Genomic DNA, 25,842 nt, shown 5'->3' on the forward strand with positions numbered 1-25,842 from the left:
CGGTCAAAAGACTGAGTTTACCCAGGAGCTGGGTGAGGTGAAAGTCTCACGCCCAGTTCTGAAGCGGAGGTGCTCCCCTTAATAGGGGACATCGACCGTAACTGATATCCGTAGCCCAGTACTCGCACTCAACCCCCTCTAACTGCTTCAAAGCTGAGGCTACTACCTCGGTAAGCAAGCCATTGCCTGCACCCACTTCGAGAATGCGTAGAGGACGCCCTTGCTGCTGGGAAGCCAGCTTGGCTACCAATTCTGCTGCCACCTGACGATAGATGGGTTCCCTACTGTGTTCAATGGTGTTTTCCATGGTTTTGGCTAAAAAGTCGGAGCGTCCTTCAGGGTAAAGCACGCTAATAGCCGGAATCTTTCCAGTCAAGGCAGCAGAGTAATGGATCGCACAATGGTCTAAGAGTTCAACCAAACCCCGAAAATCTGGATAATGACGACGCAGGTTTGCACTTAGCTCTTCGGGTTCCTTGACCCGATCTGCCTTAGCTCCGAGGTAATAGAGACCATCCTTATAGCTAATAATTTCTGCTGCCATTAGTAAGTCGAGGATATAAAGAACGCATCCCTCTAACTCCGGCAAAACCCTTAGGCTTTCCAAAATAGCTTTATACGAAAGACTTTGGGAAGAATCGGTTTGTACAAAGGCAGTCTTTACATAATTGAACCCATGGGCGCAGCACAAGTCCGTTAATTTTTCGGTCAATCCTGGATAATCGGAGATTGCTGCAATAGCTAGTTGATCAGAAAGCTTAGCTTCAACCTTTCGCAATTCCTCAATCGAGGAACTTAAATCCGGCAACCGCTTCTGCTTCAAAATTCCTTCCCAGGAATCCCGATCAGGAAATGACGAGCGGGTGAGGAGAGCAATTTTCCCTGCGTAGTACTTTGCCAGGAAGGTAGCCAGGGTAAGTCCAACTCCCCCTAGTCCTCCTGCAATCAGGTAAACCCCACCCTGTCTCAGTCGGGGTTCGGTTCGATCGTTGCTGCTCTCTGGGAGCTGCAGCGATTTGTAGGTTCGTGCCAACCGAGTTTCTTCCCGATAGGCAATGACTGCATCCTCCTCAGGGGCAACCGCTTCCGCCAAAATCCGATCGAGAAGGTTTTGTCTCTGAAGTTGGTTTTTTGGTAGCTCTATATCAAGACTGCGGCAGTTGATTTTGGCATATTCTTGGGGAATGACTAGGGCAGGACCAAGAAGAAGTGCTTTAGCTGGACAAGGTAGATCGCTTGGTTCAATTCCATGAAGATTTGTGGATATAATAGTTAAATTTGCTGTTGCTTGGGGACCTAATGCTTGTACCAAAAAAAGGAGGGAGTTAAAGACAACCTCTGGGTTGGGTTCTGTTTCAGGAGCAGTAACAGACCCAAAGTGGCAAATCTGTTGAGGGGTGCTATGACGTTGCTCCAAAATTTGGAACAGATCCCGATAGTGTTGGGCTCTATCGGGGTTCAGGCAATAGTCCCAATCTGAGAGGGCTTTAAATTCAGCACCTGGTTGAAGTTTTACCGTAGCCACCCCGATTTCAGCTTCCCGCAGATATCGGGCGAAACCCTCTCCAATGCTGCAATCATCCAAAAACAGCAACCAGAACTCTCCCCGTTGGGCGATGGTAGCAGGGCTAACAGGGGCTAAGGGCAGCTTCTGCTCCCAGTGAGGCCGATAGAACCATCCTCCCAGATCAGGCTGTTTGGATAGGGGGAAAGGGGTAATCGGTTTTGCTATGGGAGTAGGAACCGATTTAGCAACAATCGGACCAGCCGGTTTAGCCCAATAGCGTTGGCGATCGAAGGGATAGGTGGGAAGAGGCACTCGCCTTGGGGCTGCGTCACCCTGGAAAGCAGCCCAATCAATGGAACTGCCTCCACACCAAGCCTGAGCCAGAATATGACCGATGACTTCTTCACTGTCCTGAGGAAGGCATCCGACGCTGAAAACCTCAATTCCAGGAGAGTCATCCACAAGAACCGTCGGTCCGAGATAAATCGGTAATTGTTCCGGGGTCAGGGAAAATTGGGAAGTTGCCTGAGAGGATGGCTGTTGACTCCAAGAGTTCAGTCCTCCTCTTGAGCCATAATGATTGCTTGAGATCGGTCGAGGCAAACTAGCTCTGGTGCCACGTTGTTCAATTTTGCAGGCAGCAGTTGCGAGGTTTTACTGTCAGTAATAATGATCTCAAGCTCTGTATCTTGCACGATAAAACGGATTCGGGCTGCTGGATCTTCTGGGTTGAGAGGAACATAGCATGCACCAGCCTTAAGAATTGCAAGTTGGGCAATAATGCTGTCGATTCCACGTTCAAGGTAGATCCCGATCGGCATTTCTGGTTTCACACCCAGGGTTTTCAAATATCGAGCCAGCTGATTGGCCTTGACGTTCAGTGCCTCGTAGGAAAGTATCTGTTGGCCATATATTAGTGCAACTGCTTCTGCTTTTTCTTTAGCTTTGATTTCAAATAATTCGTGGACTGTCTTCTCGCGTGGGTATGGAATCTGGAAATTGTTAAGCCCCGCACCTATCAGTTCCATCTGTTCAGACGCCTCTAGGATTGGCACCTGCTGAATACTTTGACTCGAATCGATGCTTAGAGATTGCAGCAGAGTTACAAAGTTATTTGTTAATCCCTCGATTGTTGATGACTTAAACAGATCGGTGTTGTAAACTATATAGCCAGTTAATCCATCTTCAACCTGGAACAAATGTATCTCCAGATCAAAGCGTGCAGTGTATTCTTCAAAGGTTTCCAATGCGACATTGAGACCTGGCAAGATTGGTGGCTCCATTGGCGCGTTCTGAAGAGCAAAAATTACTTGCACTAGCGGATTTTGGCTGCTGTCTCTTTCTGGGGCAAGAGCCTCAACCACTTGCTCAAAAGGAAAGTCCTGGCGTGCATAAGCTGAAAGCGAGACCTGGCGTACCTGTTGCAACAAATCTGTTAAAGTCATGTCTCCAGAAACGTGGCAACGAAGTATTAGCGTGTTGACGAAGAAGCCAATGAGATGCTCGATTTCACGGCGGTTGCGGTTGGCAATTGGTGTTGCAATGGCTAGGTCTTCCTGACCTGAGTATCGATAGAGCAGAAGGAAAAAGGCCGCTACCAAAGTCATGAAGAGAGTTACACCGTGATCACGACTTAGCCTTTGGAGAGATGTTGTTATCTCGGGCTTAAGGCCAAACTGCACCGCTTTACCAACAAAGCTTTGAACCGCTGGACGTGGATAATCTTTAGGCAATTGTAAGGGAACAAGTCCTGCTAATTGGTCTTTCCAGTAAGCCAGCTGACTCTCCCGTACCTTACCCTGTAGCCAGGCCTGCTGACCTACAGTGAAATCAGTGTAACGAATTGGCAGTTCAGGAAGGTGCAACGCCTCTGCTGTTGTAGCTGCATGGTAGTACTGACCAAGTTCGCGGTTAAACACCCCAATCGACCACCCGTCGGCTATGATATGATGCAGATTGACGAAGAAAATGCGTTCCTCATCTGTGAGTCGAACCAGTGTAAAGCGAAAAAGTGGTCCGTTGTTGAGATCGAAATGCCAGAGATATTCGGTCTTCGCTATCTCTACAATTTTTGTTTGGGTCTCACTATCCCCCATACCTGTGAGGTCAATAATGTTAAGCCCTACTTCCACCGATGTCTCTATCCTTTGCACTGGATAGCCATTGACAACAGGGAAACTGGTACGTAGCGATTCTTGACGCTCAACAATGGTATTTAGGGCATTTGCTAAGATCTCCTCATTAAGGAATCCTTCAATGCGATAGGCGATCGGAATGTTGTAAGCTGGGTTGCCCGGAGCGAAATTGTTAAGAAACCAAAGACGTCCTTGAGCAAAGGAGAGGGGTACATCGCCCTCTCGCGAAACGGGAAAAATCTGGGGTAGGACCTCGGCAGGAGCACGGCGCATAGCTGCGATCCGGTCACTCAGTTGTGCTATTGTTCGAGCTTCAAACAGAGCTGATAATTGCAGTTCGACCGAGAATACTTTACGAATACGAAAGATAGCTTGGGTTGCTCGGAGGGAGTGCCCGCCGATTTCAAAGAAGTCCTCATGCAAACTGACCGACTCTAACCCAAGCACTTCGCACCAGATCGCCTGAAGAATTTCCTGTTCAGGAGTGTTCAGTTTTGTTGCTAGAGGCTCTTGAGTTAACAGCATTTCGGCCTGTGAATCCTCTAAGATATTACCGATAGGGTTGCTGGGATAATCTGGGTCTAACGGTACGTAACCTCCATTTGCTTCGGGGGTGCGCTTGTCCTGGTGCTCAAACAACTGGTGGATGGACATATCCTGGGCATAGTCGGCATATGCGTCATTCCACTCCTTCAGCAATTCTCGACCTTCTGGTTCTGTGGAGAGAGGCAACTGTGACAGTGGTGCCTCTGGATTTGCGGCTGCGCCCAATAATAAAGTTTGGAAATGACCCAGCCAGAGCCGAATTGTTTGGGAGTCGAATAGATCGCTATTGTAATCGCACATCACAATCAGCTCGCTGTTTGTCTGAAAAATATCGAAAACCAGATCAAACTTAGCTCCCTTCCCATGATTCGGTGCCAATTCAACTTCCAGACCCCAAAATTCTGGATCGGCGCTAATTTTGTTTAAATTAAATGTAGTTCCAATTAGGGTAGTTCGACTCAGAACGCGCGGTAGCTGTAACTTTTGACTTAAGTCGATAAAAGGATAAATTTGATGGTCGTAACCATTCAAAAACACCTTTTTGACCGTACTAGCATAGTCTTTAAACTTCGGATCGGAACCCACCTTCACGCGCAATGGCAAGAGATCGGCACAGTGACCCACCATATATTCACAACCTGCAGACAGTTGTCCTGCTGTGGGAATGCCTACAACAATGTCGTTCTGATCGCTCAACCGATGTAGCAACAAGATAAATCCAGCTAGCAGCGTTGTAAACAGGGTGCATTGACATTGCCCACTCAGGCTTTTGAGGCGATCGCACAGAGATTTACCCAGTTTCAGAGTTTTGCGATCGCCCCTGTATCGATTGACCAATGGTCTCTGGCGATCGGTGGGCAAATCCAGTACAGGAACGGAATCAGCAAATTGCTGCAACCAATAAGCCTCCGCAGAGGCCATTTCCGGACTTTGCCGCCGAGCCTCAATCCGTCGAACGTACTTGCTATATTGCATGGGTTCCGGCAGATCGTAGGAAACCCCTTGGCACTGCGCTGAATAAATTACACCCAGTTCTCGAAACAAAATTTCCATGGACCAACCATCAACAACCAGGTGATGAAAAGTTAGAACCAAAATATGGTGTTCTTCCGAGAGCTTTACAACCAAAGGGCGGAACAAAGGACCGACTTCAAAATCAAAAGTTTTTCCGGCTTCTTGCACCAAAAACTGGGATACTTCTGGATCGCGCAAGTCATTATCTAAACCAGAAAAGTCCACCAGAGGAATATCTAAGCCCCCGCTCGGAGCAATCCGCTGGTAATCTCCCGTTGGGCTAAAAGTGCTTCTGAGGGCTTCGTGACGATTGACCAATTCCCTGACTGCCTTGCCCATCACCTCCAAATTCAACTGGCCCCGCAAGTGAATCACCATCGATTCGTTGTAAGCTTTGGATGCTCCCTCTGCTATTTTAGAGGCCATCCAGACTGCTTTTTGGGGTTCTGTAAGGGGTAGCTGAACCTCTTTTTTGTCTTCATCACTCGGCTTACTTAGCTTAGATGGCGAACTCGGTAAAAATCCCCCTGCTTGCATATCTTCTATACTTGCTTTTACCGCCCGAATAATCTGTTCGATATCTTCATCGGTATGAGCCGTAGACAAAAGCAGGTTGCGCACTTCCGCCACGTAAATCCCTCGCTCCAGCAAATGATAAAAAAGCAAATTCATCCAGAGGTGCTCCGGGTAAGTAAACCGGAACAATGACCCGAAATGAACTACCTGAATTGGCAACTGCTTTTCCCTGAAGTAATCATTGAGATGGTTGGCTAATTTCGTGGTTTTCTTTGTTAACTCCGCTTGCAGTTGGGGTCCTTGGTCTTTGATGTGGTTGAGAACTGCCCATACAACACTCATTACAAGGGGATTCTTGAAAAAGGTGCCTGCAAAAAACGTGACGTCTGGGGAGGGAGAAGACTGATCTCCATAACTCCAAAATCCACCGTCCAATGCGTCCATAAAACTAGCCTTACCAGCTACTGCTCCAATGGGCAGTCCAGCTCCCAAGGCCTTGCCATAGGCAGTAATATCAGCTTTAATCCCCCACAATGCCTGGATGCCGCCGGGGTGCATCCGAAAACCTGTAATTACCTCATCTATAATCAATGCAACTCCCGTTGAGAGGGTTAATTCTCTGAGCTGGTGCAGGAACTCTCGGGGTTGTAAATCCGGCTTACGACTCTGTACTGGCTCTACTAAAACAGCTGCCAACTCGTGGGCATGAGCTTTGATAATATCCAGAGATTTGGGATTTCCGTAGTCAAGCATTATGACTTGTTCTGCCTTATGCTTTGGAACTCCTAGAAAAGCTGGAATGGTACGGGATGTTCCGTCTTGATTATCTATTTTGCCGACCAACAGCTCGTCTGAATGTCCGTGATAAGAATTAGCAAAAAAAGCAATTTTAGTGCGTCCTGTAGTGGCTCTGGCTATCCTGATTGCTCCCATCACTGCTTCGGTGCCTGAGTTGCAAAAGCAAACCCGCTCTTGACCAGTTAGCTCGCACATTAACTCGGCAACTTTGCTTATAAGATGCGGTTGCGGACCATTTTGGAGCCCTCGTTGAATGTGCTCTTGGATAGCCTCGATAACAAAAGGTGGCGAATGACCAAATAAGAGCGGACCAAACCCCATGGTCAGGTCTATATACTCATTGCCATCAACATCCCAGATTCTCGCACCAGCTCCGCGCTGAATGTGGAGGGGATATATCATCTCCTTGATAGAGCTATCGAACCATTTGGCTGCCCTAGGATTAGCTAATACTTTACGAGCAGCTTGGGTCAATTGTTTTGATTCTTGGGTGCGTTGGACTACTCGAGCTATTAAGCCATCCAAATGTTGTTGCTGCTGGACAGTGAAGCCTGCACCTTCTGATTTCTTGGTTCCCTGTTTAGACACCAGCTTGGAGGAACTAGACCCACTTACTTGAGCCAGTATCACCACCTGTCCCAGGTTATCGTCTGCTTCAACATCTGGCAGTATCGCTACCGAACTAAAACCACTCTCCTGCAAAAGCTGCAGCCATTGCCTTTTATCGATCAGGGGGTGATCCGATCGCAGATCCACATCCGCAAATCGCCACCATCCCTTTAACAACCCAAATGTTAGGTCAACCCACCGTTGTCGATGGGTTCCCTCTAAAAGCACTAAGACTCCCCCTGGTGCTAACAACTGCCTCACATTCGCCAAGGTCTGCCTCATGTTCTGCGTGGCATGCAACACATTTGCTGCTATCACCACATCTTGGCAATGAGGCTCAAATCCCTGCAAGCTGGGGTCTTGTTCAATATCGAGAGCTTGATACTCCACAAACCGATAGTCCCCAAAACGCTCCTGAGCCAATGCAGTGAACAGATCTCCCACATCGGTAAAACAATATTGAGTTCGATCCTCTGGCAGATGGGGTAAGAGGTAACTGGTGGTGCCCCCTGTCCCAGCACCAATTTCCAAGATCCGCAGTTCCCTTTGCTGGGGAGCCCCTGCCACTGCCGTGGTTACCACCTGCTGCACTAGCTTGTTGAACACCTGAGCCCTTGGAGAATCTTGATACAGTTGGGTAGCGGTGCTCGTGTCCCAAGCAGGAAACATCAATTTCACCGGATCCACTGCTCCTCGCAACACTGAACTGAGCTGGGAGCCACAGCGATACAATAACTGCCATTCTGGCAGCTGCTGCAGAGCAGGACTATTCTGTAGGGCAGGGTCATCACACGTCGGCAACGGTTGCAGTACCTGCCATTGACCCTGATGTGGTTTGAGGATTCCTTCCGATGATAAAATCTGTAGCAATCGAACCAACAACCGCTGATGTTGGGGCACAACTCCCAACCGTTGAGCCACCGTAGCTAAACTAATAGACTCTCCCACCTGATAAGACCAACCCAGATTCCTTAGTGCTTGGATTATAAAGGTCAGACTCACCTGTTCCAGTTGTGGTACCAGTTGGGTGATGTAATGGTGTAACTTTTTGTTTTCCACCACCAGTTCCTGCACCTCGGGTTGCAAGCGAGTCGCTATAAAGGCTGGATTAGGTATAAAGTCAGGCGCTTCGACTAACCCTGCACCTTCTGATTTCTCGGTTTTTGGGGACAGTTTTATGCTCTCTGGACGACCCGTTTCCAACTCTAGGCTCTGCTTCTGTAGGCTCTTTTGTTTGTTGCTAGAGGGTTGGGAAGGCAGTCGTGCCTGAGTTGGGGTATTCCCCGAAGAACCGTTGCGTAGCAATTCTAGGTGTTTGGACATCAGCTGAAGCTGCTGGCTCACAACCCGTTCGATCGCCGTTTGAGAAGTTAATGGTCCGTGAGAAGTTAATGGCTCCGATATCTGTTTCGCTAGAGCCCTGCTAGCAGCACCGCCATTTTTACTTGGCTTCTCTTGTTTTTCTAAAGATAAAGACTCGGGTTTTGTCCGTGCCCAGGATAATCGCGTGGCTTCGGGCATTTTTTCGGCGATGTACTCAGACAAGTCATTGATAGTGGAATTATTCTCCAACATCGAGCGAAGTGAAATATTCACTCCTAGTTTTGCTTTAATTGCTCCTGCGATTTCTACAAAGGCAATCGACTCCAGTCCCATCTGGAAAATGTTGGCATGGGAGTCTAATTCCTCTGCGCTTTTACCCACAATTAAGGGGGCAAAAATTTCCTTAAGTATTGCCTGAATATCGCTTTTGAGATGTTGTTCTGACATGGCTTTAACTATTATTAACTATTATGTATGTATGGCGATTTAAAATAAATAAATAAAATTTATTTATTTTATGAAATTACCTGATACTCGTTGAGCAAAATTTTTCCTTTGAGATAGGTTGTAGTTCCCAACCCAAATAATGGCTTTATTCTGCGTGCAATAAATCTAGATGTTGATACATAATCTCTATCTGTTGGGTGATAATTTTTTTTATTTCTGTTTCTGGACATCCGTTATCATCATATTCATCCTGGATGATAATTTCCTCTATTTCTGTTTCTGAACATCCGTTATTATATTCTTCCTGTTGGGTGATGATTTGCTCTATTTCTATTTCTGAAGATTCGTTATTAGATTCCTCTAGCAGATGTGGTCTATCAAAGCGAGTCTCATCTACCCAGTAGCGTTGTCGCTGGAAGGGATAGGTGGGGAGAGAGACTTTGCGCCGCCCTAGATAGTCTTTGTCAAAACCAAACCAATCAACCTTCACCCCTCGCACGTATAGTTCACCGAGACTCGATAGCATCTGCTGCCATTCATCCATACCCGGACGCAATGAAGGCAACCACACTCCTACACCTTCCGGCAAACATCGCCTTCCCATACCCAATAATATTGGTTTGGGTCCTATTTCCAGGAATAGATCCATTTGCCTCAAAGCTTCCATACTTTGCGAAAACCTGACTGGTTGGCGCACGTGATTTACCCAATATTTACTCGTAGCAATGCTATTGTCTGCTTTACCTCCCGTGACGTTAGATATTATTGGGATCCGCCCTTGACTGTAGGTTATTTGCTTCGCCACTGCTTCAAACTCGGCCAACATGGGTTCCATTAACGGTGAATGAAAAGCGTGGGATACTTGCAGTTGCTTTGTTTGGATTCCTCCAGCTTCTAATGTTTGTAGTAAATACTTTACTTTCTCTGCCTCCCCAGATATTACCACACTTTGGGGTCCGTTGATCGCTGCGATTGAAACACTAAAGTGTTTACTACCAACAGAAGCACTAACAGAAGCACTAAAGTGCTTACTACAAAATGCGATCGCTTCTCGCACCTGGGACTCTGACGCCATGACTGCAACCATCACGCCACCTGGGGGCAACTGTTGCATCAACCGTCCCCTGGTTGCAATGAGTTTGAGACCATCATCCAAACTCCAAATTCCCGCCACAGTTGCAGCTACATATTCACCCACGCTGTGACCCATGACTGCATCCGGTTCGATACCCCAAGATTGCCATAGTTTGCATAGAGCGTATTCTATAACAAATAGAGCTGGTTGAGTGTAAGCCGTCTGTTCCAAAACCGACTCGTCTGTTTCCGATCCGTAGAGAACTTCCAATATTGGTCTGTCCATGTAGGATGAAAGCTTTTCGGCACACTGGTCTACAGTCTTTTTAAATAACGGCTGCGTCTCGTACAATTGCCTGCCCATGTTGACATATTGAGCACCTTGACCGGTGAATAAAAAGGCTATTTTCGGTGCTGCCTCGCCGGAAAATTCCCCCGACGATATTCCCGCTACTTCCTGTCCCTTTTGGTACTCTCCCAGTTTGGCCGCTAATTCTCGTTCGTTAGAGGCTATGACTGCTAGTCTGTGGTTGAAATGGGCGCGTCCTGCGTTCGCTGTATAGCAAATGTTATCCAACTCTTCTTTCTCAGCATTGCTTCGTTCTGCTAGATATTTTTGATAACGAAGGACTAACTCCCGAAGTGCTGTTGACTTTTTCCCCGACAGCGTTAATAGATGGAAAGAGCGTTCTGTTATGTCTTCGCTACTTTTGCCTTTTGACTTTTGCCTTTCGAGTAGCGGTGCTTCTTCCAAGACTACATGAGCATTTGTGCCGCTAAAACCAAAGGAACTAACACCGGCAATGCGAGTTCCATTCGTTTGCCAAGGCATGATCTGGATCGGTACTTTTACTGGTAATTCTGACCAATTAATATAAGGATTCAGCTTTTTCAGATGCAGTAAAGGCGCTATTTTTTGATGTTGTAATTGCAGGACTACTTTAATCAAACCTGCTACGCCTGCAGCCCCCTCCAAGTGACCAATGTTCGTCTTAACTGCACCGACGAGCAAAGGTCGTTCTTGAGAGTGGTTTTTTTCAAATACGGTTCCGATCGCTCCTATTTCAATGGGGTCTCCCAAGGAAGTTCCTGTACCATGAGCTTCGATATAACTGACATTTCCCGGGTCTACTCCCCCATTTTCCAAAGCTTGACGAATAACTGCTTGCTGAGAAGGACCTTTAGGTACCGTCAAACCACTGCTATAACCATCTTGATTAATAGCTGTTCCGCGAATAACCGCCAGGATATTATCATCATCAGCTACTGCTTCTGACAAACGTTTGAGTACAATCATCCCGCATCCTTCACCACGGACGAACCCATTGGCAGAAGCATCAAAAGTCTTGGACCGACCATCTGGCGATAGCATCTGAGCCTTAGAAAAGTTAATACTCAACTCTGGAGAAACCAATTGATTCACTCCCCCAGCCAATGCTAGATTGCACTCTTTATTTCTCAAACTAGCGCAGGCTAAATGAATGGCTACCAAAGAAGATGAACAAGCTGTATTTACGGCAAAACAAGGTCCAACCAGGTCTAAAGTATAGGAAATTCGCCCAGCTGCTGCGCTGTTGATATTCCCGGTACCCATATAGGCATCAATTTTTTCCTTACCTTGACTGACTACACGTTGCATGTATTCATTACTACATATACCAATAAATACGCCCGCTTTGCTCCCCTTCAATTCTTCGGGATTTTTCCCATAATTTTCTATAGCTTCCCAAGTTACTTCTAATAATATTCTTTGTTGAGGGTCTAGACTTATCGTTTCCTTAGGAGTCAGGCTAAAAAAATCAGCATCAAACTCCTGCACGCCATCGATAAACCCTCCATAACGAGTACATATTTTGCCAGGAGTTGTCGGATCCGGGTCGTACAGATCGTCAACATTCCATCTGTCTTTTGGCACTTCAGTGATGGCATCTACTCCGTTTTCCAATAGTTCCCAGAATTTCTTTGGAGTCGATGCACCTCCGGGGAAGCGACAACCTATCCCAACAATCGCGATCGGTTCTGCTTTGTCCCTACCTTTTACTGCCTCTAGTTCGGCTTCTAACTTAGCAATCTTCTTAGAGGCCATTTCCATTAGCTTGGCGTAGCCTTGTTCCTGGTTATTGCTCATGTCATATCCTCCCAATCTGCACCTAATTGTTCTGCCAATTTTTTAGCAGTCTGTTCCAATTTTATAACCAAATCTCCCTTGTCCTCCTCTGAGACTTCGCCATCATCTAATCCCAGATCTCTTTCAACCAGTACATGCTTAAGCAAATAATCTACTAGCTTATTAACTGTCGGATAGTCGAAAGATAGCGTTGATGGCAGACCACATTCCAAACTTGTTTGCAACCTATTCCTCAACTCTACCGATGTCAATGAATCCATTCCCATACTAAAAAAGCCTTTTTCTAATGAAATTGATTCTGGATGCTTTATTCCTAGCACTCGGCCTACTTGACTGCGCACAAGCTCTACTAACATCTCTCTTCGTTGGCTGGAAACCACCTCTTTCAACTGCTGTATCAACCCTAATTTCACGGTCTCGGCAGTTGTCATAGCTGTTTGTTTCCAATCTGCCAAAAACGGCCATTGTGCCATTCGGTCTTGCCAAGCAGACCAGTCCATCTGCACTACCGCTACTTCCACACTGGCACCACTCATTAGTAACTCTAGTGACTCTAGAACCCGTTGTGGCGCGATTGGTTGGATACCTTGCTGCTGAAAACTTATATCTGCACCGCGTTCTGCTGCTTTTCCTATTTGAGAAATCGTACCCCAATGTATACTCAACCCCGGTAACCCCATACTACGACGATAATGGGCTAAACCATCTAGAAACGAATTCGCTGCCGAATGATTTCCTTGACCGGTTGAACCTAAAAGAGATGCTGTAGAAGAAAATAGTACAAAAAAGTCCAATGGTTGGTGTTGGGTCAATTTATGCAAATGCCAACTCCCTTGCACTTTCGGAGCCATCACCTTAGCAAAACTCTGCCAAGTCTGGTTTTGAAGAACTCCATCTGATAAAATCCCTGGCGCATGGATCACCCCTGCTAAAGGAATCTTTGACTGCTCTATATTGTAGAGCACTCTTGTCATAGATTCTAAATCTGACACGTCTGCTTTTTCTACTACCACCGATGCTCCTGCTTTTTCTAACTCAGTTATTTTCTTCCTCGCAGCAGCATCCGGTGTCCTGCGTCCTACCAATACTAAATGCTTGGCTCCCTTGGACACCATCCAACGGGAAACCAGTAAACCTAAACCGCCCATACCTCCTGTAATCAAGTAGCTTGCATCTCCACGGAAAGTTAAAGGCTTTTCCTTGGTGTCTACCCCTGGTTGTTCTGTTTGAGTTACCACAATCTTGCCAATATGTTTGGCTTGTTGCATGTAACGGAATGCTTCGAGGGCAGACTCTATGGGGAATAACTTTAATGGTGGTGGTTTTAGCCAACTTCGCTCGAACTTTTCTATTAACTGCTGGAACATTGATTGGATTAACTCTGGTTGTTCCCGAGCTATTTGGGTGAGATCCACTGGAAAGTATGAAATGTCTGACTTATTCCGTGTCATTTGCTCTGCTTCCCAAATATCTCGAACCGCCAGTTCCACAAACCGACCTTGGGAACTTAATACTGAGAGGCTTTTGCTAATAAATTCCCCTGATGTCAAAGAGTTTAGTACGATGTTTACTCCTTTTCCTTGAGTGCTTTCTATTATTTTGTCCGCAAACTCTACTGTGCGAGAGTTCATGACATGTTTGACACCCATTTGTCGTAGGGTTTCCCACTTGGGTGGACTAGCAGTGGCAAATACTTCCGCTCCTGCATTCTGGGCAATTTGCACTGCAGCCATCCCAGTTCCTCCTGCAGCGGCATGGATCAAAACCCGATCACCTGCTGAAATCTTAGCTAAATGATGCAAAGCATAATATGCTGTTAAAAAATTAACCGGAATCGATGCCGCTTCTGCAAAGCTGATTTTTTCTGGTTTGAGGGCGACTAAGCTCGCCTTAACGGTGATGTATTGACTAAAGCTTCCCAGAGCCATTGCCATCACCGCGTCTCCCACCTTAAACTCTTTTACCCCTGCTCCCACAGCTACTATTTCCCCTGCACAATCTCCGCCCATTATCGGAGTTCCCGGATATATATTCAAAGCTATCAGCACGTCTCGGAAATTTAGCCCCGTGACCTTAACTTTAATTTCTACTTCCCCTGCTGCTGGAGCACGCCTGGTTAATGGCTCTAAAGTTAAGTTGTCTAAACTTCCCCTCTCTGACATTACCAGTCTGAAAGGTTCTGATGGAATTTTCAGTTGTCGTGCTGCTGCTTGACGATGATGACTTGCAACTAACCGAGGTACGTAACGTTTGTCTCCTCGTAATGCCACCTGGTTTTCTATATCCTCTGACCAAATTTCATGGAACAGTACATCTGCTTGATGCTCTACTGTCTGGTTTGGGTCTAAATCTATCAGCGTGCAGTGTAAATCTGGGTGTTCCAAGCCGATCGCTTTCCCCATTCCCCAGACTGAAGATTGGCTCACTCCTGGGATTATCCCTCGATCTCCCGATAGTGTTTGAGAGCCTGACGTCGTTAACCACAACCGTGGTGTTTGGACCCATTTCCTTTTTACCAATGCTTGAACCAAAAACAAGGTGGTGCCGCACCCCAGTAAGGATAAATTAGCCAATTCCTCAGCATTCATATTTTCTGCCATTCCCGTTTCCGCTGTCCAACATTGAACCACTCCATAGAGGAACGGGTTTTTGTCGGTTACCTGAGCAATGGCTTGCTCTATATCTTCTGGGTTATTGGGGTTAATGGTAAATTCTTCTGCTGTTATTTGTTTGTATTGCTCATCTGCAAATACTAACGTACAAGAGTCTCCTTGTGCTCGCAGTTGCTTTGCTAACTTTTGGGCTATCCCTTGTTTATCTGCTAGCAGCAACCAACCTTTGCGTTCTGATGCTGTTTGTGAAAACCTGGTTTTCGACCCTTGAGCCACTATCACCGTTTGTTGAGACAATATTTCCGGCATTCCCTCTATTTCCGGCATGGTGACTACTTGAGTAAAACCCATTTCACCAAGTAATTGCTTCCATGTAGTTCTACTCAACAGCGGATAGTCCGGTCGCAATTCACTATCTTGGAATCTCCACCATCCTTCCAATAATCCGAATACTAAATCCAGCCATCGTTGACAACTTGTTATTTCCAGTAATACCAACATGCCCCCTGGTGCCAGCATTTTCCGCACGTTTGTTAATGTCTGCTTCATACTCCTGGTTGCATGAAGAACATTGGCTGCAATAATCACGTCGTATTGATGAGCGTCAAATCCTTGAGTTGTCGGATCCTCCTCAATATCTAATGCTGCATAGCGCAGGAATCGATATTCCTTGAATTTCTCTTGAGCCTTACTTGTAAATAATTTCCCTATATCCGTAAACAGATATTCTGTTTGATTTGGATTTAGATGGGGCAATATATAGCTTGTCGTCCCTCCCGTTCCCGCTCCTATTTCTAACAACCTTATCCCTCGTTGTTGCGGGATCTTCTCTATTGACTTGACGATCACCTGCTGCACGATCGCGTTCATCACTTTAGCTATGGGGGTATCTTGATACAGTTGTGTTGCTGTAGTAAAATCTCCTGATGGGAATACCAGCTGCACTGGATCTTGCGTTCCCCGCAAAACCTCACTTAGTTGAGATGCACAACGATTCAGTAGAGTCAATTCTGCTACTGCATCCGGATATTGACTGATTAGAGTCTCAATTTTTTCTCCCGGCTGGACTGGGTCTAAGGTCTGTTGCATTTGCCACTCCTGCTGGGAATACTGCACTATTCCCTCAGAAGCCATTATTTCTAGCATTCGCTTGAATAGTCGTCTTTGGCTGGGAACTATACCTAACCTTTGGCTAACTGCCTCTGTAGAAAAGCAATCGCCTACCGAGTACGGCCAGTCCAGCTCCAGCAATGCTTGCACTATGTACTCTACACTTAATTCTTCTAAACTAGCAGCGCTTTGGGAGGATCTTTTCTGGTCTACTGTTGCTACTAATTCTGTCAGACTCTGACTCAACTGCTCCTCTATTTCTACCGGTTCCAGCATATCCGAGGTTGGGAGCAGTCTACCCAAACGCCCTTTTGCTCTCCATTCTACTTCGTACAAACAGTCATCAATAGATTTCGCTTCTGTTCCCAGTAGCGTTTGAGGGGTTGCCTGTTTTACTCGCAACCCTTCTACTTTCGCAACTATCTCTCCCTCTTGACTGACCAGGGTCACTTGCGTGCTGATACTTTCTGCACTTTTGACCTCAGACTCCGTTAGGGACGCGATCGCCCACAGCTCTACTCCCGAACGAGTATGTATTTCTAACTTGTCTATCCCTATTGGCAAGTAAGTTTTGTCATTGTTTGTCTCAGGCAGTAGGTGATAGGTTATCTGCAACGCTGCATCTAACAGTGCCGGATGAAACTGATACTGTCTTGCTTCTCCTTCTAGCTCTTCGGGTAATTTTATCTGCGCTAGCACTTGGTTTGGGCCAGCACTCAAACTTTTAATGCCTTGGAAACTGCTGCCGTAGTTAAGCCCTATTTCCCGACATTTTTGATAATGTTGTTTTACTTCTATGGCTTGGTTACAATCAGCCAAGTACTTTTCTATGTCTACTTTCGCTTTGCTTGTCTCTGGCGGCAGGGGTTTTATTTTCCCTGTTCCGTGGAGGTGCCATACTTCCCCTTCTTTGCTTGCACTTGACTTCTGACTGAATATTTGCCATTTGTATGTTTCTTGATCTAATGGTGTCAGTATTGTCTGAACTGAAAACTGTTCCCCTTGAGACCAACTCAATCCACGTCCAATTACTAGATCTTCTACCACGACCCTGGGAGTCTTAAATCGGTAATGAGCTGCTGACGCTGCCATTTCCAAGTAGGCTGTTGTCGGAAATAGGGCTTTATTGAATACTCTGTGGTGGCTCAGGTAGCTTGGATAGTTTTCCTCGATGTACGATTCAAAAATTTGTTGTTCCCCTGCACAATTTAATCTTTCACCTAACAGAGGGTGGCTTTTTTTCGACACATACCGTTTTTTATGGGATTTATTTAAATTTTCTATCCAATAACTTTCCCTCTGGAACGGATAAGTAGGAACTACGACTTTCCGACGCCCGTACTCTGTGTCAAACCCAAACCAATCTATTTGGGATCCCTGCACATATAGCTGTCCCAAACTTTCAAGTATCTGCTGCCATTCTGTTTTTGGGGGACGCAGCGTTGGCAACCATACTGCCTTATCTTCCCCCAAGCACTGACGCCCCATCCCCAACAGAATGGGTTTGGGTCCTATTTCTAGGAATAACTCATATCCTTGCTCCAGCAAAGTTTGCATACTGTCAGCAAACCGTACTGGTTGTCGAACATGACCGGTCCAATATGCAGCTTCCGTGATTTCATCTTCCACTTGACGTCCGCTGACATTAGATATCAGTTTTATCTGAGGCTTGCTATAGGTTACTGCTTTAGCTGCGGCTTCAAACTCACCCAGCATTGGTTCCATCATCGGGGAATGGAAAGCGTGGGACACCTGTAGTTGTTTGCTTTTGATTCCTTGTGATTCTAGGGTACTGAGGATCTGGTTTACTGCTTCCAACTCCCCAGAAATTACTATGCTTTTCGGTCCGTTGATGGCTGCGATCGCTACTCGCTCTACGTAGGGCGCGATCGCCTCTCGTACCTTGGACTCAGAAGCCATCAGGGAAACCATCGCGCCTCCACCAGGCAACTGCTGCATCAACCTGCCCCGTGCCGCAATTAATTTCAGACCATCTTCGAGACTGAAAACCCCTGCCACACAAGCTGCCACATATTCTCCCACACTGTGACCCATCACCACATCCGGTTTTATGCCCCAGGATTCCCATAACTTAGCCAAGGCATACTCAATGGCAAACAAAGCTGGTTGGGTGTAAGCAGTTTGATGCAGTACCGACTCATCCTGACTATCATCGGTTAATACTTCCAGCAGCGGGCATTCCAACTCGCCTCGCAACAGTACCTCGCAGCGATCGAGTTCCTGACGGAATACCGGTGCTGTTTCGTACAGTTCCCGTCCCATGCCAACATACTGGGACCCCTGTCCCGTAAACAGAAACGCCACTTTTGGAACCCGTTCCTCTGCTTGACCTACGATCGCCCCTGTCTCCGAGTGCAAGTCCTGCAACTGTTCCATCACTTCCGCCGATGATTCTCCCACTACAGCCAGGCGATGCTTTAGGTGCGATCGACCTGTATTTGCGGTAAAGCAAATGTCCGACAAAGCCAGTTCCGGGTTTTCCTCTAAGAAGGTTGCATATTTGCCCGCCAACTCTCCCAGGACTGTTTCTTCCTTTGCCGAAACTGTGAGTATATGCCAAGGGCGATCGGGTCTGGCCTCCTGCTTCGGTGCTAACACTGGTGCTTCTTGGACGATCGCATGCGCATTAGTGCCGCTAAATCCAAAGGAACTGACTCCTGCCAAGCGGGGCTTTTCTCGATCAATCTGTTTCCAGTCCAAGAGAGAAGTAGGTATCGCCAAAGGCAACCCATCTCCCGTGATATGGGGATTGAGCTTGTTAAAGTGCAAGTGCGGGGGTATCTGCTGGTGTTGGAGTGACAAAACCACTTTTATCAATCCAGCCATACCTGCGGCTGCCTCTGCATGCCCGATATTCGTCTTCACCGAGCCAATCATTAGGGGGTTATTTTGCGATCGCCCTTGGCCGAAAACCCCTTCTAAAGCTTTGACCTCGATCGGGTCGCCTAAAGAAGTTCCCGTACCATGAGCTTCGACATAGCTCACTTCGTGGGGTGAAACCCGCGCTTCAGACAAAGCCCTTTTGATCAGACTTTCCTGAGCCTGTCTGTTAGGTGCCGTTAAACCATTACTTGCCCCATCCTGGTTGACAGCCGAACCCCGCACTATTGCTAAGATATTGTCCCCATCTTTTATTGCTTGTTTTAAGCGCTTGAGAACCACTACCCCACAGCCCTCACTGCGGACATAGCCATCTGCGGAAGCATCAAAAGTTTTGCAACGACCATCTTGAGAAAGCATGCTGGCTTGGGAGTAAGTTATGCTCAATTCCGGAGAAAGCAGCAGATTAACACCCCCTGCCAAAGCCAGGTGACACTCATTATGCAGCAGATTTTGACAAGCCAGATGAACCGCTACTAACGAAGACGAGCAAGCCGTATCCACCGACATAGTCGTTCCTTGCAGTCCGTAGAAATAAGCTATACGACCCGCTGCCACCGATGCCGAGTTGCCAGTACTAAAGTATGCCCCAAAATCAGCAGGTTGAGTTTGCTTGACAAAGAGCAGTTCGTAGTCATGGGACATTATTCCCACAAACACCCCCACTCGCTTACCGACCAGAGATTCGGGAGCTATTCCCGCATACTCTAGCGCATGCCAACTTTCCTCAAGCAAGCAACGGTGTTGTGGGTCTGTATAGGTTGCTTCTCGCGGTGCTATATGAAAGAAACCCGCATCAAAAGAGTCCACCCGGTCTATAAAACCTCCAAACCGACTTACCATTTTGCCTGGTTTTTGCGGTTCGGGGTCAAAGTAACTGTTAACATCCCACCGACTTTGAGGCACTTCCGATATCCCGTCCTTGCCCAACCGAAGTAGCTGCCAATAATCCTCGGGACTATTTACCCCTCCAGGCAACCTACAAGCCATGCCAATTATTGCCACACCGTCCTCTGGAAGAATAGCACCGCTTTTCCTCTGCGATTTCCTCCCAGTCTTGACTTTTTGGCCAATCGCCTCTTCCTTCCCGTCTCTTCCACGAGGTCTTGTCGGTGTTAATACTTCATCTGGCAACGAAATCTCACGTCCTAACTGGTTGAAGTAACCCGCGATCGCTGCTGGCGTGCCGTAGTCGAAGAAAAATGTCGAATCCAACGAAGTTTCTAACTTCTTCTCCAGTAGACTTTTTATCTCTAGTAAATCCAAAGAGTCGAGACCCATCTCCCTGAGGGGTCGCTTATATGAGAAAGCCTCCATCCGTTTTTTCCCCAACACAGTTTTAATAGAGCGCTCTATTAAAACCGTGACATCCCCAAGCTTTTCGGTATCGTCAAGCTTATCCAGAGACTCAACTGCCGTCCACTCCGCCTTTGGAGCTTCTAGCTTCTCCTGTAGTTCGTATTTGATCAGTACCCCAAACCCTTGATTGTCCACATCCTCTGGGCGGTAGTTAGGGACAATACTAACTACTGTTGCGCCACCTTCTATATGGAACCGAGGTATTGGATCGAATATTTGACCTCTTTCATTGCGTTTTTCAATATATTCCCTGATTGAAATATGAGAATGATTTGCATAGTCCTTGCAACGAGTCACGCCTGCTACGCACTCAATCCCCTCCTTTAACTCTGCCCATTGAAGGGTGAATTGACGTAGCATATCCCCCAACCCCAAGCCTTGCCTTTCTGGATTTACATTCAAGCTCAGAAGTTGAAGCACTGGACCATCCTTTACGTGTAGTTCTGGCAAAGTTTTGAAATTTGCCGATTTTAAGCTTTCAACGCTTTTTATTCTTTGGGTGTAAATTACACCGACAACTTCTCTGTCTATTTCCAGGACCAGATGGTTACTATATCCCTCTTCTAGTCGTTGCTGAATTTCGCCAACCGACAATTGTAAATGCTCCGGCCAGCATTTTTTCTCAATATTTACCAATGCTGCAATATCTTCAGCATAGGGATGTCTAATTTTATAGGCTCTCTTCTCAAAGCAGTTTAAGGAAATACGGGTAAATGGTAAAATCTTTGGATATCTTCTCAAATATTTTGCTTTCGGAAATAGACCTACCTCAGCCGCTGCCATTAGAAAAACATCTGCTTCTACCAAATGTTGTTTTGAAAAAGCTTGACACGCATCGAAATGTAGAGATTCGCTTTCATCTAGGAATTTTTGTACCACTGAAGCAGTTAAACTGTGAACTTCTAACAGCAATAATCCATGTCTGGTCACAATGTTCGACCATCTTCCTAAATGCTCCACTAAACTTTGTACGGCAATGTGAGGAGCTATCAGTTTTCCCTCTTCGTCTACATCCACAACTTGATAATCCAACCGGGAACGCGATCCCGCCGTTTCCGTGTCTGTCGGAGGAATAAATGGGCGATCGTGATCTAAAAATGAGCGGACATGTAAAACCTTTTCTGGATCTATCCCCTCTGCCTTCAAGTCTGCTAATAATCGTTCGGGATTTCCAATATCTCCTTGAATAACCCGATGAGGAATCTCAGCTAAATTTTTATCTGTTACATTCAATGATTCCTGATTGTAATCTACTCCCACGATATAAACTGGATACTTTGTTAATACTTCCCCACGAGCAGATTTCCCTATAATTACATTGTAAATTCGCTTGAGAAGCGTTCCATCGCCGCAACCCATGTCAACTACATAGCTAGGTTGCTCTTCAAAAGGTCGTTGATTAAATATAGATATAATAATTTCTTCTGTATCCGCAAAAAATTTCTCGTGTTGAAAACCACTACCCACTACGTTTAACGTTCTATCGACATGTATTTCATGTCCCCCATCATCTCTCTGAAACACCTTATGAGGATTCCCAAATAGCAGATCGTCTATCTGTAACAACATCGGAGTATAGGATGCTGTTACCCCTAAGTTCATAGACCTCTGTGACATGAAACGACCGACGTTCGTTAAATTTATACCTTCCTTTTCCGCGATCGCCCATCCTAAATTAACAAACAGAGTCGTCAATTCTTGCTTTACCGAATCCTTCAAATCCGAAAACAGCGAACCAGACTTACCCGCAATTAACTTCTCTTTTTTCAAGGCTAACAGTATAGGAACAACTAATACTCCATCTATCAAATCACTTAACCTGGCATCATTAATATCCCATCGTCGTTCCGAACGCTCAATCCAGCTTCCTATTCCCTTTTTATGTTCTCCTTTCAAATACAAATCAAAGGGGAATTTATAGAGGCTGACCATATCGTTAGGTATTTTTTTATGAATTTGACCTCTATCCCCAAACGAGTAAGCCCCCACATCATTTTTTTCTAGGATTTTTAGTGACTGTAGAAGTCTAAGGGCTACCTGCAGATGCCCGCTATTTGCCTGGAAATGCTCTACTATCTCCTCTAAATACAGTGACTGTTTCTGAGCCAGTAACTCAAATATTCCTCGTTCTCTACATGCCCAAATAACTGGTATAGCCACAAATCCATGAGCATAGCGGTTAATTAGATCTAACATTTGCTTCTCTAGCTTCCTCCAAGTCAAGTACAATTCACTTTTTCCATCTCTTCCCTTTTGCCTACTTTACTTCTACTCTCCTGCTATCCTCCTTACTCTTCCCTTTCCCTGTTTACCCCTAACGTTTACTGCTGTAACCTGCAAGACACTTGGGTTAAATCGGGAGCATGTCACAATTGCAGAACATTTGAACTAAATCTCATGCCCCCTCGTGGGTGTAAGCTTGCTCTGATGGTAGATAGTTCATTTGTTCAGCAACTTTGACCTGTTCCCACAGCAACAGATTGGTTAGTACGTGCTAGACATGCTTGGGCATGAGTTTTTTTGTAAGTATTCAGCTATCAGCTAATGCGCTACGCGCACGCTGCTTGAGGTGCTATCAGCTAAGTAGTCGGACAAAACTAAAATTAACTCTTTAAATAGGGAGCAGGGACTTCGGAGCAGGGAGCAGAGGGACTTTTGGCAACTTTACACAAATTAATACAGTTAGGTTTATTTTTGTCCAGGTACTTATCAGCTATCAGCTATCAGCTATCAGCTAATGCGCACGCTACTTGAGGTGCTAATCAGTCACAGCGTCGTTCGCACAGCGTGGCCAAAGGCCAAAGCCTGTGCCACACTACTTGATGTGCTATCAGCTAATGCGCTACTTGAGGTGCTACTTGAGGTGCTAATCAGTCACAGCGTCGTTCGCACAGCGTGGCCAAAGGCCAAAGCCTGTGCCACACTACTTGATGTGCTTATGAGCATAGGGCAAGCTACACCGAACAGCTTTTGAATAAAATCGGTAAGCATTGGAATAATGCTGCAGTGTTGTCACAGGACTTGTGGCCTATGTCATAAAGCTGACTGCTGAGTGCTGACTGCTGTTCGCGCAGCGTGCGCGTAGCGCATATGCTTACGTTTTTTTGATCATAATCACAACTCGTAATTGTATTCAAGAAAGGAAAGTTTACTTCCTTGACTATAAAGGTTAACTCTAATTAAAAGTATTTTTCAACTCATAAACCTCATATAAAACCTCATATAAAACCTCAGATCAAACCTCATAAACCTCAGATCAAACCTCATAAACAGGGTAAACACCTGTCATTTTGGATCTATTAATACTGAAATAACTACAAAAATAGAGTGAATAAGCTCTTGTAGGGTGCGTTAATGAAATGTAACGCACCATCGGTATACAAATTGAACCCAAACCATTCTTAACCAATCCCATGGTGCGTTAAGGCTTCAACCCTTGGTTATCTCATATAATCGTCTCAAGAAAACCGCCTAACGCACCCTACTGGCGTGGCAAGCTTAATTTGATGCATTAGAAACAGATGGGGGAGTGTGGGGAGTGTGGGGAGTGTGGGGAGTGTGGGAAGATGGGGATCAAAAATCTATTGCACTATTTTAAGCTTGCCACGCCACTACAAATTTCAAAAATTCTATTCATCCTAGCTCCAAATTGAAACCTATTCAATTATCCCATTTGCGCCGAGGCGCACGCTACGCGAACGATAAAAATTTAAGCATTAAACTGATAGCTGATAGCTGATAAGTACCTGGACAAAAATAAACCTAACTGTATTAATTTGTGTAAAGTTGCCAAAAGTCCCTCTGCTCCCTGCTCCGAAGTCCCTGCTCCCTATTTAAAGAGTTAATTTTAGTTTTGTCCGACTACTTAGCTGATAGCACCTCAAGCAGCGTGCGCGTAGCGCATTAGCTGATAGCACCTCAAGCAGCGTGCGCGTAGCGCATTAGCTGATAGCTGACCGCTGACCGCTGATAGGGCGATCGCTGATAGGGCGATCGCCTCTTGTCGGGTGGGCAAATAGACATGATTCCTAATTAAATTGCCAAACTATCATAATTTGCACACCCTACCCTACCGAATGCGATCGCGTAGCGTGGCCCTATAGTTTAAAATAAGGGAAAAACCACTTAAATCAATTGGAGAAACCCCTTGGCAGCCCTTACCGACATTGGCTTGCCTGATCAGTACTGATGCCAATAGTAATCGTCCAGTCATTGCAGGAACTCGAACCTCTGTGCGCCGAATTGCTGGCCTATATAATCAAGGTAACAACGCGCTATGAAATAGCGAGACGATTACATCACCTAACAATCACTCAAATTTATGCCGCATTAACTTATTATCATGCTAACCGTCAGGAAATAGACGAAGATATCGCAGCCGAACAAACCGCCTATGAAGAACTGGCCAAACAACATTATCAGGCAACCAAACCCTAAACATGACACAGATTCGCCTTTATTTAGATGAAGATACCATGGATAGCGATCTGCATATCGGCCTTGCGTCTTCGCAACGTGAATGTTGTCTCGACAGGGGAAGCTCAAATGTAAGTATTCAGCTGTCAGCGAACAGCGATTAGCGCTACTTGAGATGCTACTTGAGGTGCTATCAGCTATTAGCTTATGGGCTATGGGCACGCTACTTTACGAATAGCTTTTGAATACAATAAGCTGGGAGCATGTCAAATTCGTAGAACAAATGTACTAAAATAACTCATGTACGCTATTAAAACCCTGAAAACACTGTAGTTCAAGCGTTCTCACCAAATTGACCGGCTCCCCATGCTCCCCCTATTACCTATTCCCCATTCCCCATTCCCCATTCCCCATTCCCCATTCCCCATTCCCCAGATAAGCGTACTAATGTTTCTGCATAAGTGACATGCTCCCGGTTAAATCCGCTATAATAGGAAGATAAAATAGGAATATCAAAGGCGCTAGATGCTGCCAATAGAGGTTCGGGAAAAAAGTCCTCGATTCGTACCTGGGCAAAATATCTATATAACTTTTCACCAATCCAACTCCCAAAAAACAGGTGAACATGAAAGATGCTGACTTGGTGAACTACACTCTGAGCTGTACACCCCTAAAAAACATTAACCAATAGTGCTGCTCACTGCTATATTCTGCTCGGCGCAACGAGCAGGACGGCTTGAGCTACCTTGTGGAAACTGGGAATTTTTGTTTTGGGTAAGCCTTCGATTCCCGGCAGAGCATAAAACCACTGGGAACTTCTTTAGTAGCTTCACAAGTCATTACTTTTGCCTCTACTAATCAACCGCTACAACTATAGATTAATGCGATCTCCCAATCAAGCTTTTTAAGGTTTTTTTTAGATTACACCCCTTATGAGGCCAAAAAGTTAAGGCAGAATAGATTTTGTCAAGGTATTGTTAATTAATCTTTACCTTACCTTCAATCTCTTTAGGTGCGCTTTCCGTGATGGCGAGGGATTGCTCGCCATCACGGGTCGCACCTGCTGTGATTGGCATTGACGATTTATACCCTTTGAGGACAGATGATTGAATGACTTGTGTTTGGGGAGCGGGTATCTGGCGATCGCCTTGCCAAGAAACACGATCGCCAAAACTAGGAAAATCTCAAAAGCATGAATTAGCAACCACTTTTACAACCAGTAACATTTTGTAACTAAGCCATTGACAAATGATACACAACCTTAACTTGTGACGAATGGGTGTATAGAGAAGGAGAGGGAGCAGGTCAAAGTTGCAGAACAGATGAACTATGTAGCATCAGAGCAAG

At 45.9% G+C, this 25,842-nt stretch carries 9 protein-coding genes; 3 read left to right on the forward strand and 6 right to left on the reverse strand.

From position 1 onward, the window contains the following. Positions 1-46 precede the first annotated feature (46 nt). The 4 genes from F6K53_RS00570 to F6K53_RS00585 form a co-directional block, all read right to left on the reverse strand. A complete protein-coding gene (locus F6K53_RS00570) occupies positions 47-2,110 on the reverse strand; it encodes a KR domain-containing protein (RefSeq protein WP_293079592.1) in 2,064 nt (687 codons plus the stop codon). Then, the gene (locus tag F6K53_RS00575) at positions 2,062-8,895 is read right to left on the reverse strand and encodes an aminotransferase class III-fold pyridoxal phosphate-dependent enzyme (protein ID WP_293017303.1); all 6,834 of its coding nucleotides are present in this window, start codon (positions 8,893-8,895) and stop codon (positions 2,062-2,064) included. The genes F6K53_RS00570 and F6K53_RS00575 overlap by 49 nt, the downstream gene beginning before the upstream one ends. 145 nt (positions 8,896-9,040) lie before the next feature. Continuing rightward, on the reverse strand, positions 9,041-12,097 hold the full coding sequence (locus F6K53_RS00580) for a type I polyketide synthase (protein WP_293017304.1): 3,057 nt from the start codon (positions 12,095-12,097) through the stop codon (positions 9,041-9,043). Beyond that, positions 12,094-22,275 (reverse strand): type I polyketide synthase, encoded by a 10,182-nt coding sequence (locus F6K53_RS00585; protein WP_293070703.1) that lies wholly within the window; start codon positions 22,273-22,275, stop codon positions 12,094-12,096. The genes F6K53_RS00580 and F6K53_RS00585 overlap by 4 nt, the downstream gene beginning before the upstream one ends. Positions 22,276-22,816: 541 nt before the next feature. Between F6K53_RS00585 and F6K53_RS00590 the strand changes: the two genes are divergently transcribed. Then, positions 22,817-23,053 (forward strand): hypothetical protein, encoded by a 237-nt coding sequence (locus F6K53_RS00590; RefSeq protein ID WP_293070702.1) that lies wholly within the window; start codon positions 22,817-22,819, stop codon positions 23,051-23,053. Positions 23,054-24,148: 1,095 nt separating this feature from the next. On the opposite strand, the gene F6K53_RS00595 is transcribed toward F6K53_RS00590, so the two are convergent. Continuing rightward, complete coding sequence (locus F6K53_RS00595; RefSeq protein ID WP_293047441.1) at positions 24,149-24,274, reverse strand: hypothetical protein; 126 nt, start codon at positions 24,272-24,274, stop codon at positions 24,149-24,151. Here F6K53_RS00595 and F6K53_RS00600 point away from each other — a divergent pair. Then, on the forward strand, positions 24,268-24,516 hold the full coding sequence (locus tag F6K53_RS00600; RefSeq protein WP_293047443.1) for a hypothetical protein: 249 nt from the start codon (positions 24,268-24,270) through the stop codon (positions 24,514-24,516). The two genes, F6K53_RS00595 and F6K53_RS00600, sit on opposite strands and share 7 nt — an antisense overlap. A 361-nt stretch (positions 24,517-24,877) precedes the next feature. Here the strand turns inward: F6K53_RS00600 and F6K53_RS00605 are convergent, their stop codons facing one another. Continuing rightward, the gene (locus F6K53_RS00605) at positions 24,878-25,030 is read right to left on the reverse strand and encodes a hypothetical protein (RefSeq protein ID WP_293047445.1); all 153 of its coding nucleotides are present in this window, start codon (positions 25,028-25,030) and stop codon (positions 24,878-24,880) included. Between the two features lie 575 nt (positions 25,031-25,605). Between F6K53_RS00605 and F6K53_RS00610 the strand changes: the two genes are divergently transcribed. Next, complete coding sequence (locus F6K53_RS00610) at positions 25,606-25,728, forward strand: hypothetical protein (RefSeq protein ID WP_293017309.1); 123 nt, start codon at positions 25,606-25,608, stop codon at positions 25,726-25,728. The last annotated feature ends 114 nt before the right edge of the window (positions 25,729-25,842 follow it).

Source organism: Moorena sp. SIO4A1 (assembly GCF_010672065.1).
GTDB lineage: Bacteria > Cyanobacteriota > Cyanobacteriia > Cyanobacteriales > Coleofasciculaceae > Moorena.

Coding starts and splice junctions, on each gene's coding strand:
- F6K53_RS00575 (WP_293017303.1), bottom strand. CDS start 8,895: ATGTCAGAACAACATCTCAAAAGCGATATTCAGGCAATACTTAAGGAA.
- F6K53_RS00580 (WP_293017304.1), bottom strand. CDS start 12,097: ATGAGCAATAACCAGGAACAAGGCTACGCCAAGCTAATGGAAATGGCC.
- F6K53_RS00610 (WP_293017309.1), top strand. CDS start 25,606: ATGACTTGTGTTTGGGGAGCGGGTATCTGGCGATCGCCTTGCCAAGAA.
- F6K53_RS00600 (WP_293047443.1), top strand. CDS start 24,268: ATGCCAATAGTAATCGTCCAGTCATTGCAGGAACTCGAACCTCTGTGC.
- F6K53_RS00585 (WP_293070703.1), bottom strand. CDS start 22,275: ATGTTAGATCTAATTAACCGCTATGCTCATGGATTTGTGGCTATACCA.
- F6K53_RS00590 (WP_293070702.1), top strand. CDS start 22,817: ATGCGCACGCTACTTGAGGTGCTAATCAGTCACAGCGTCGTTCGCACA.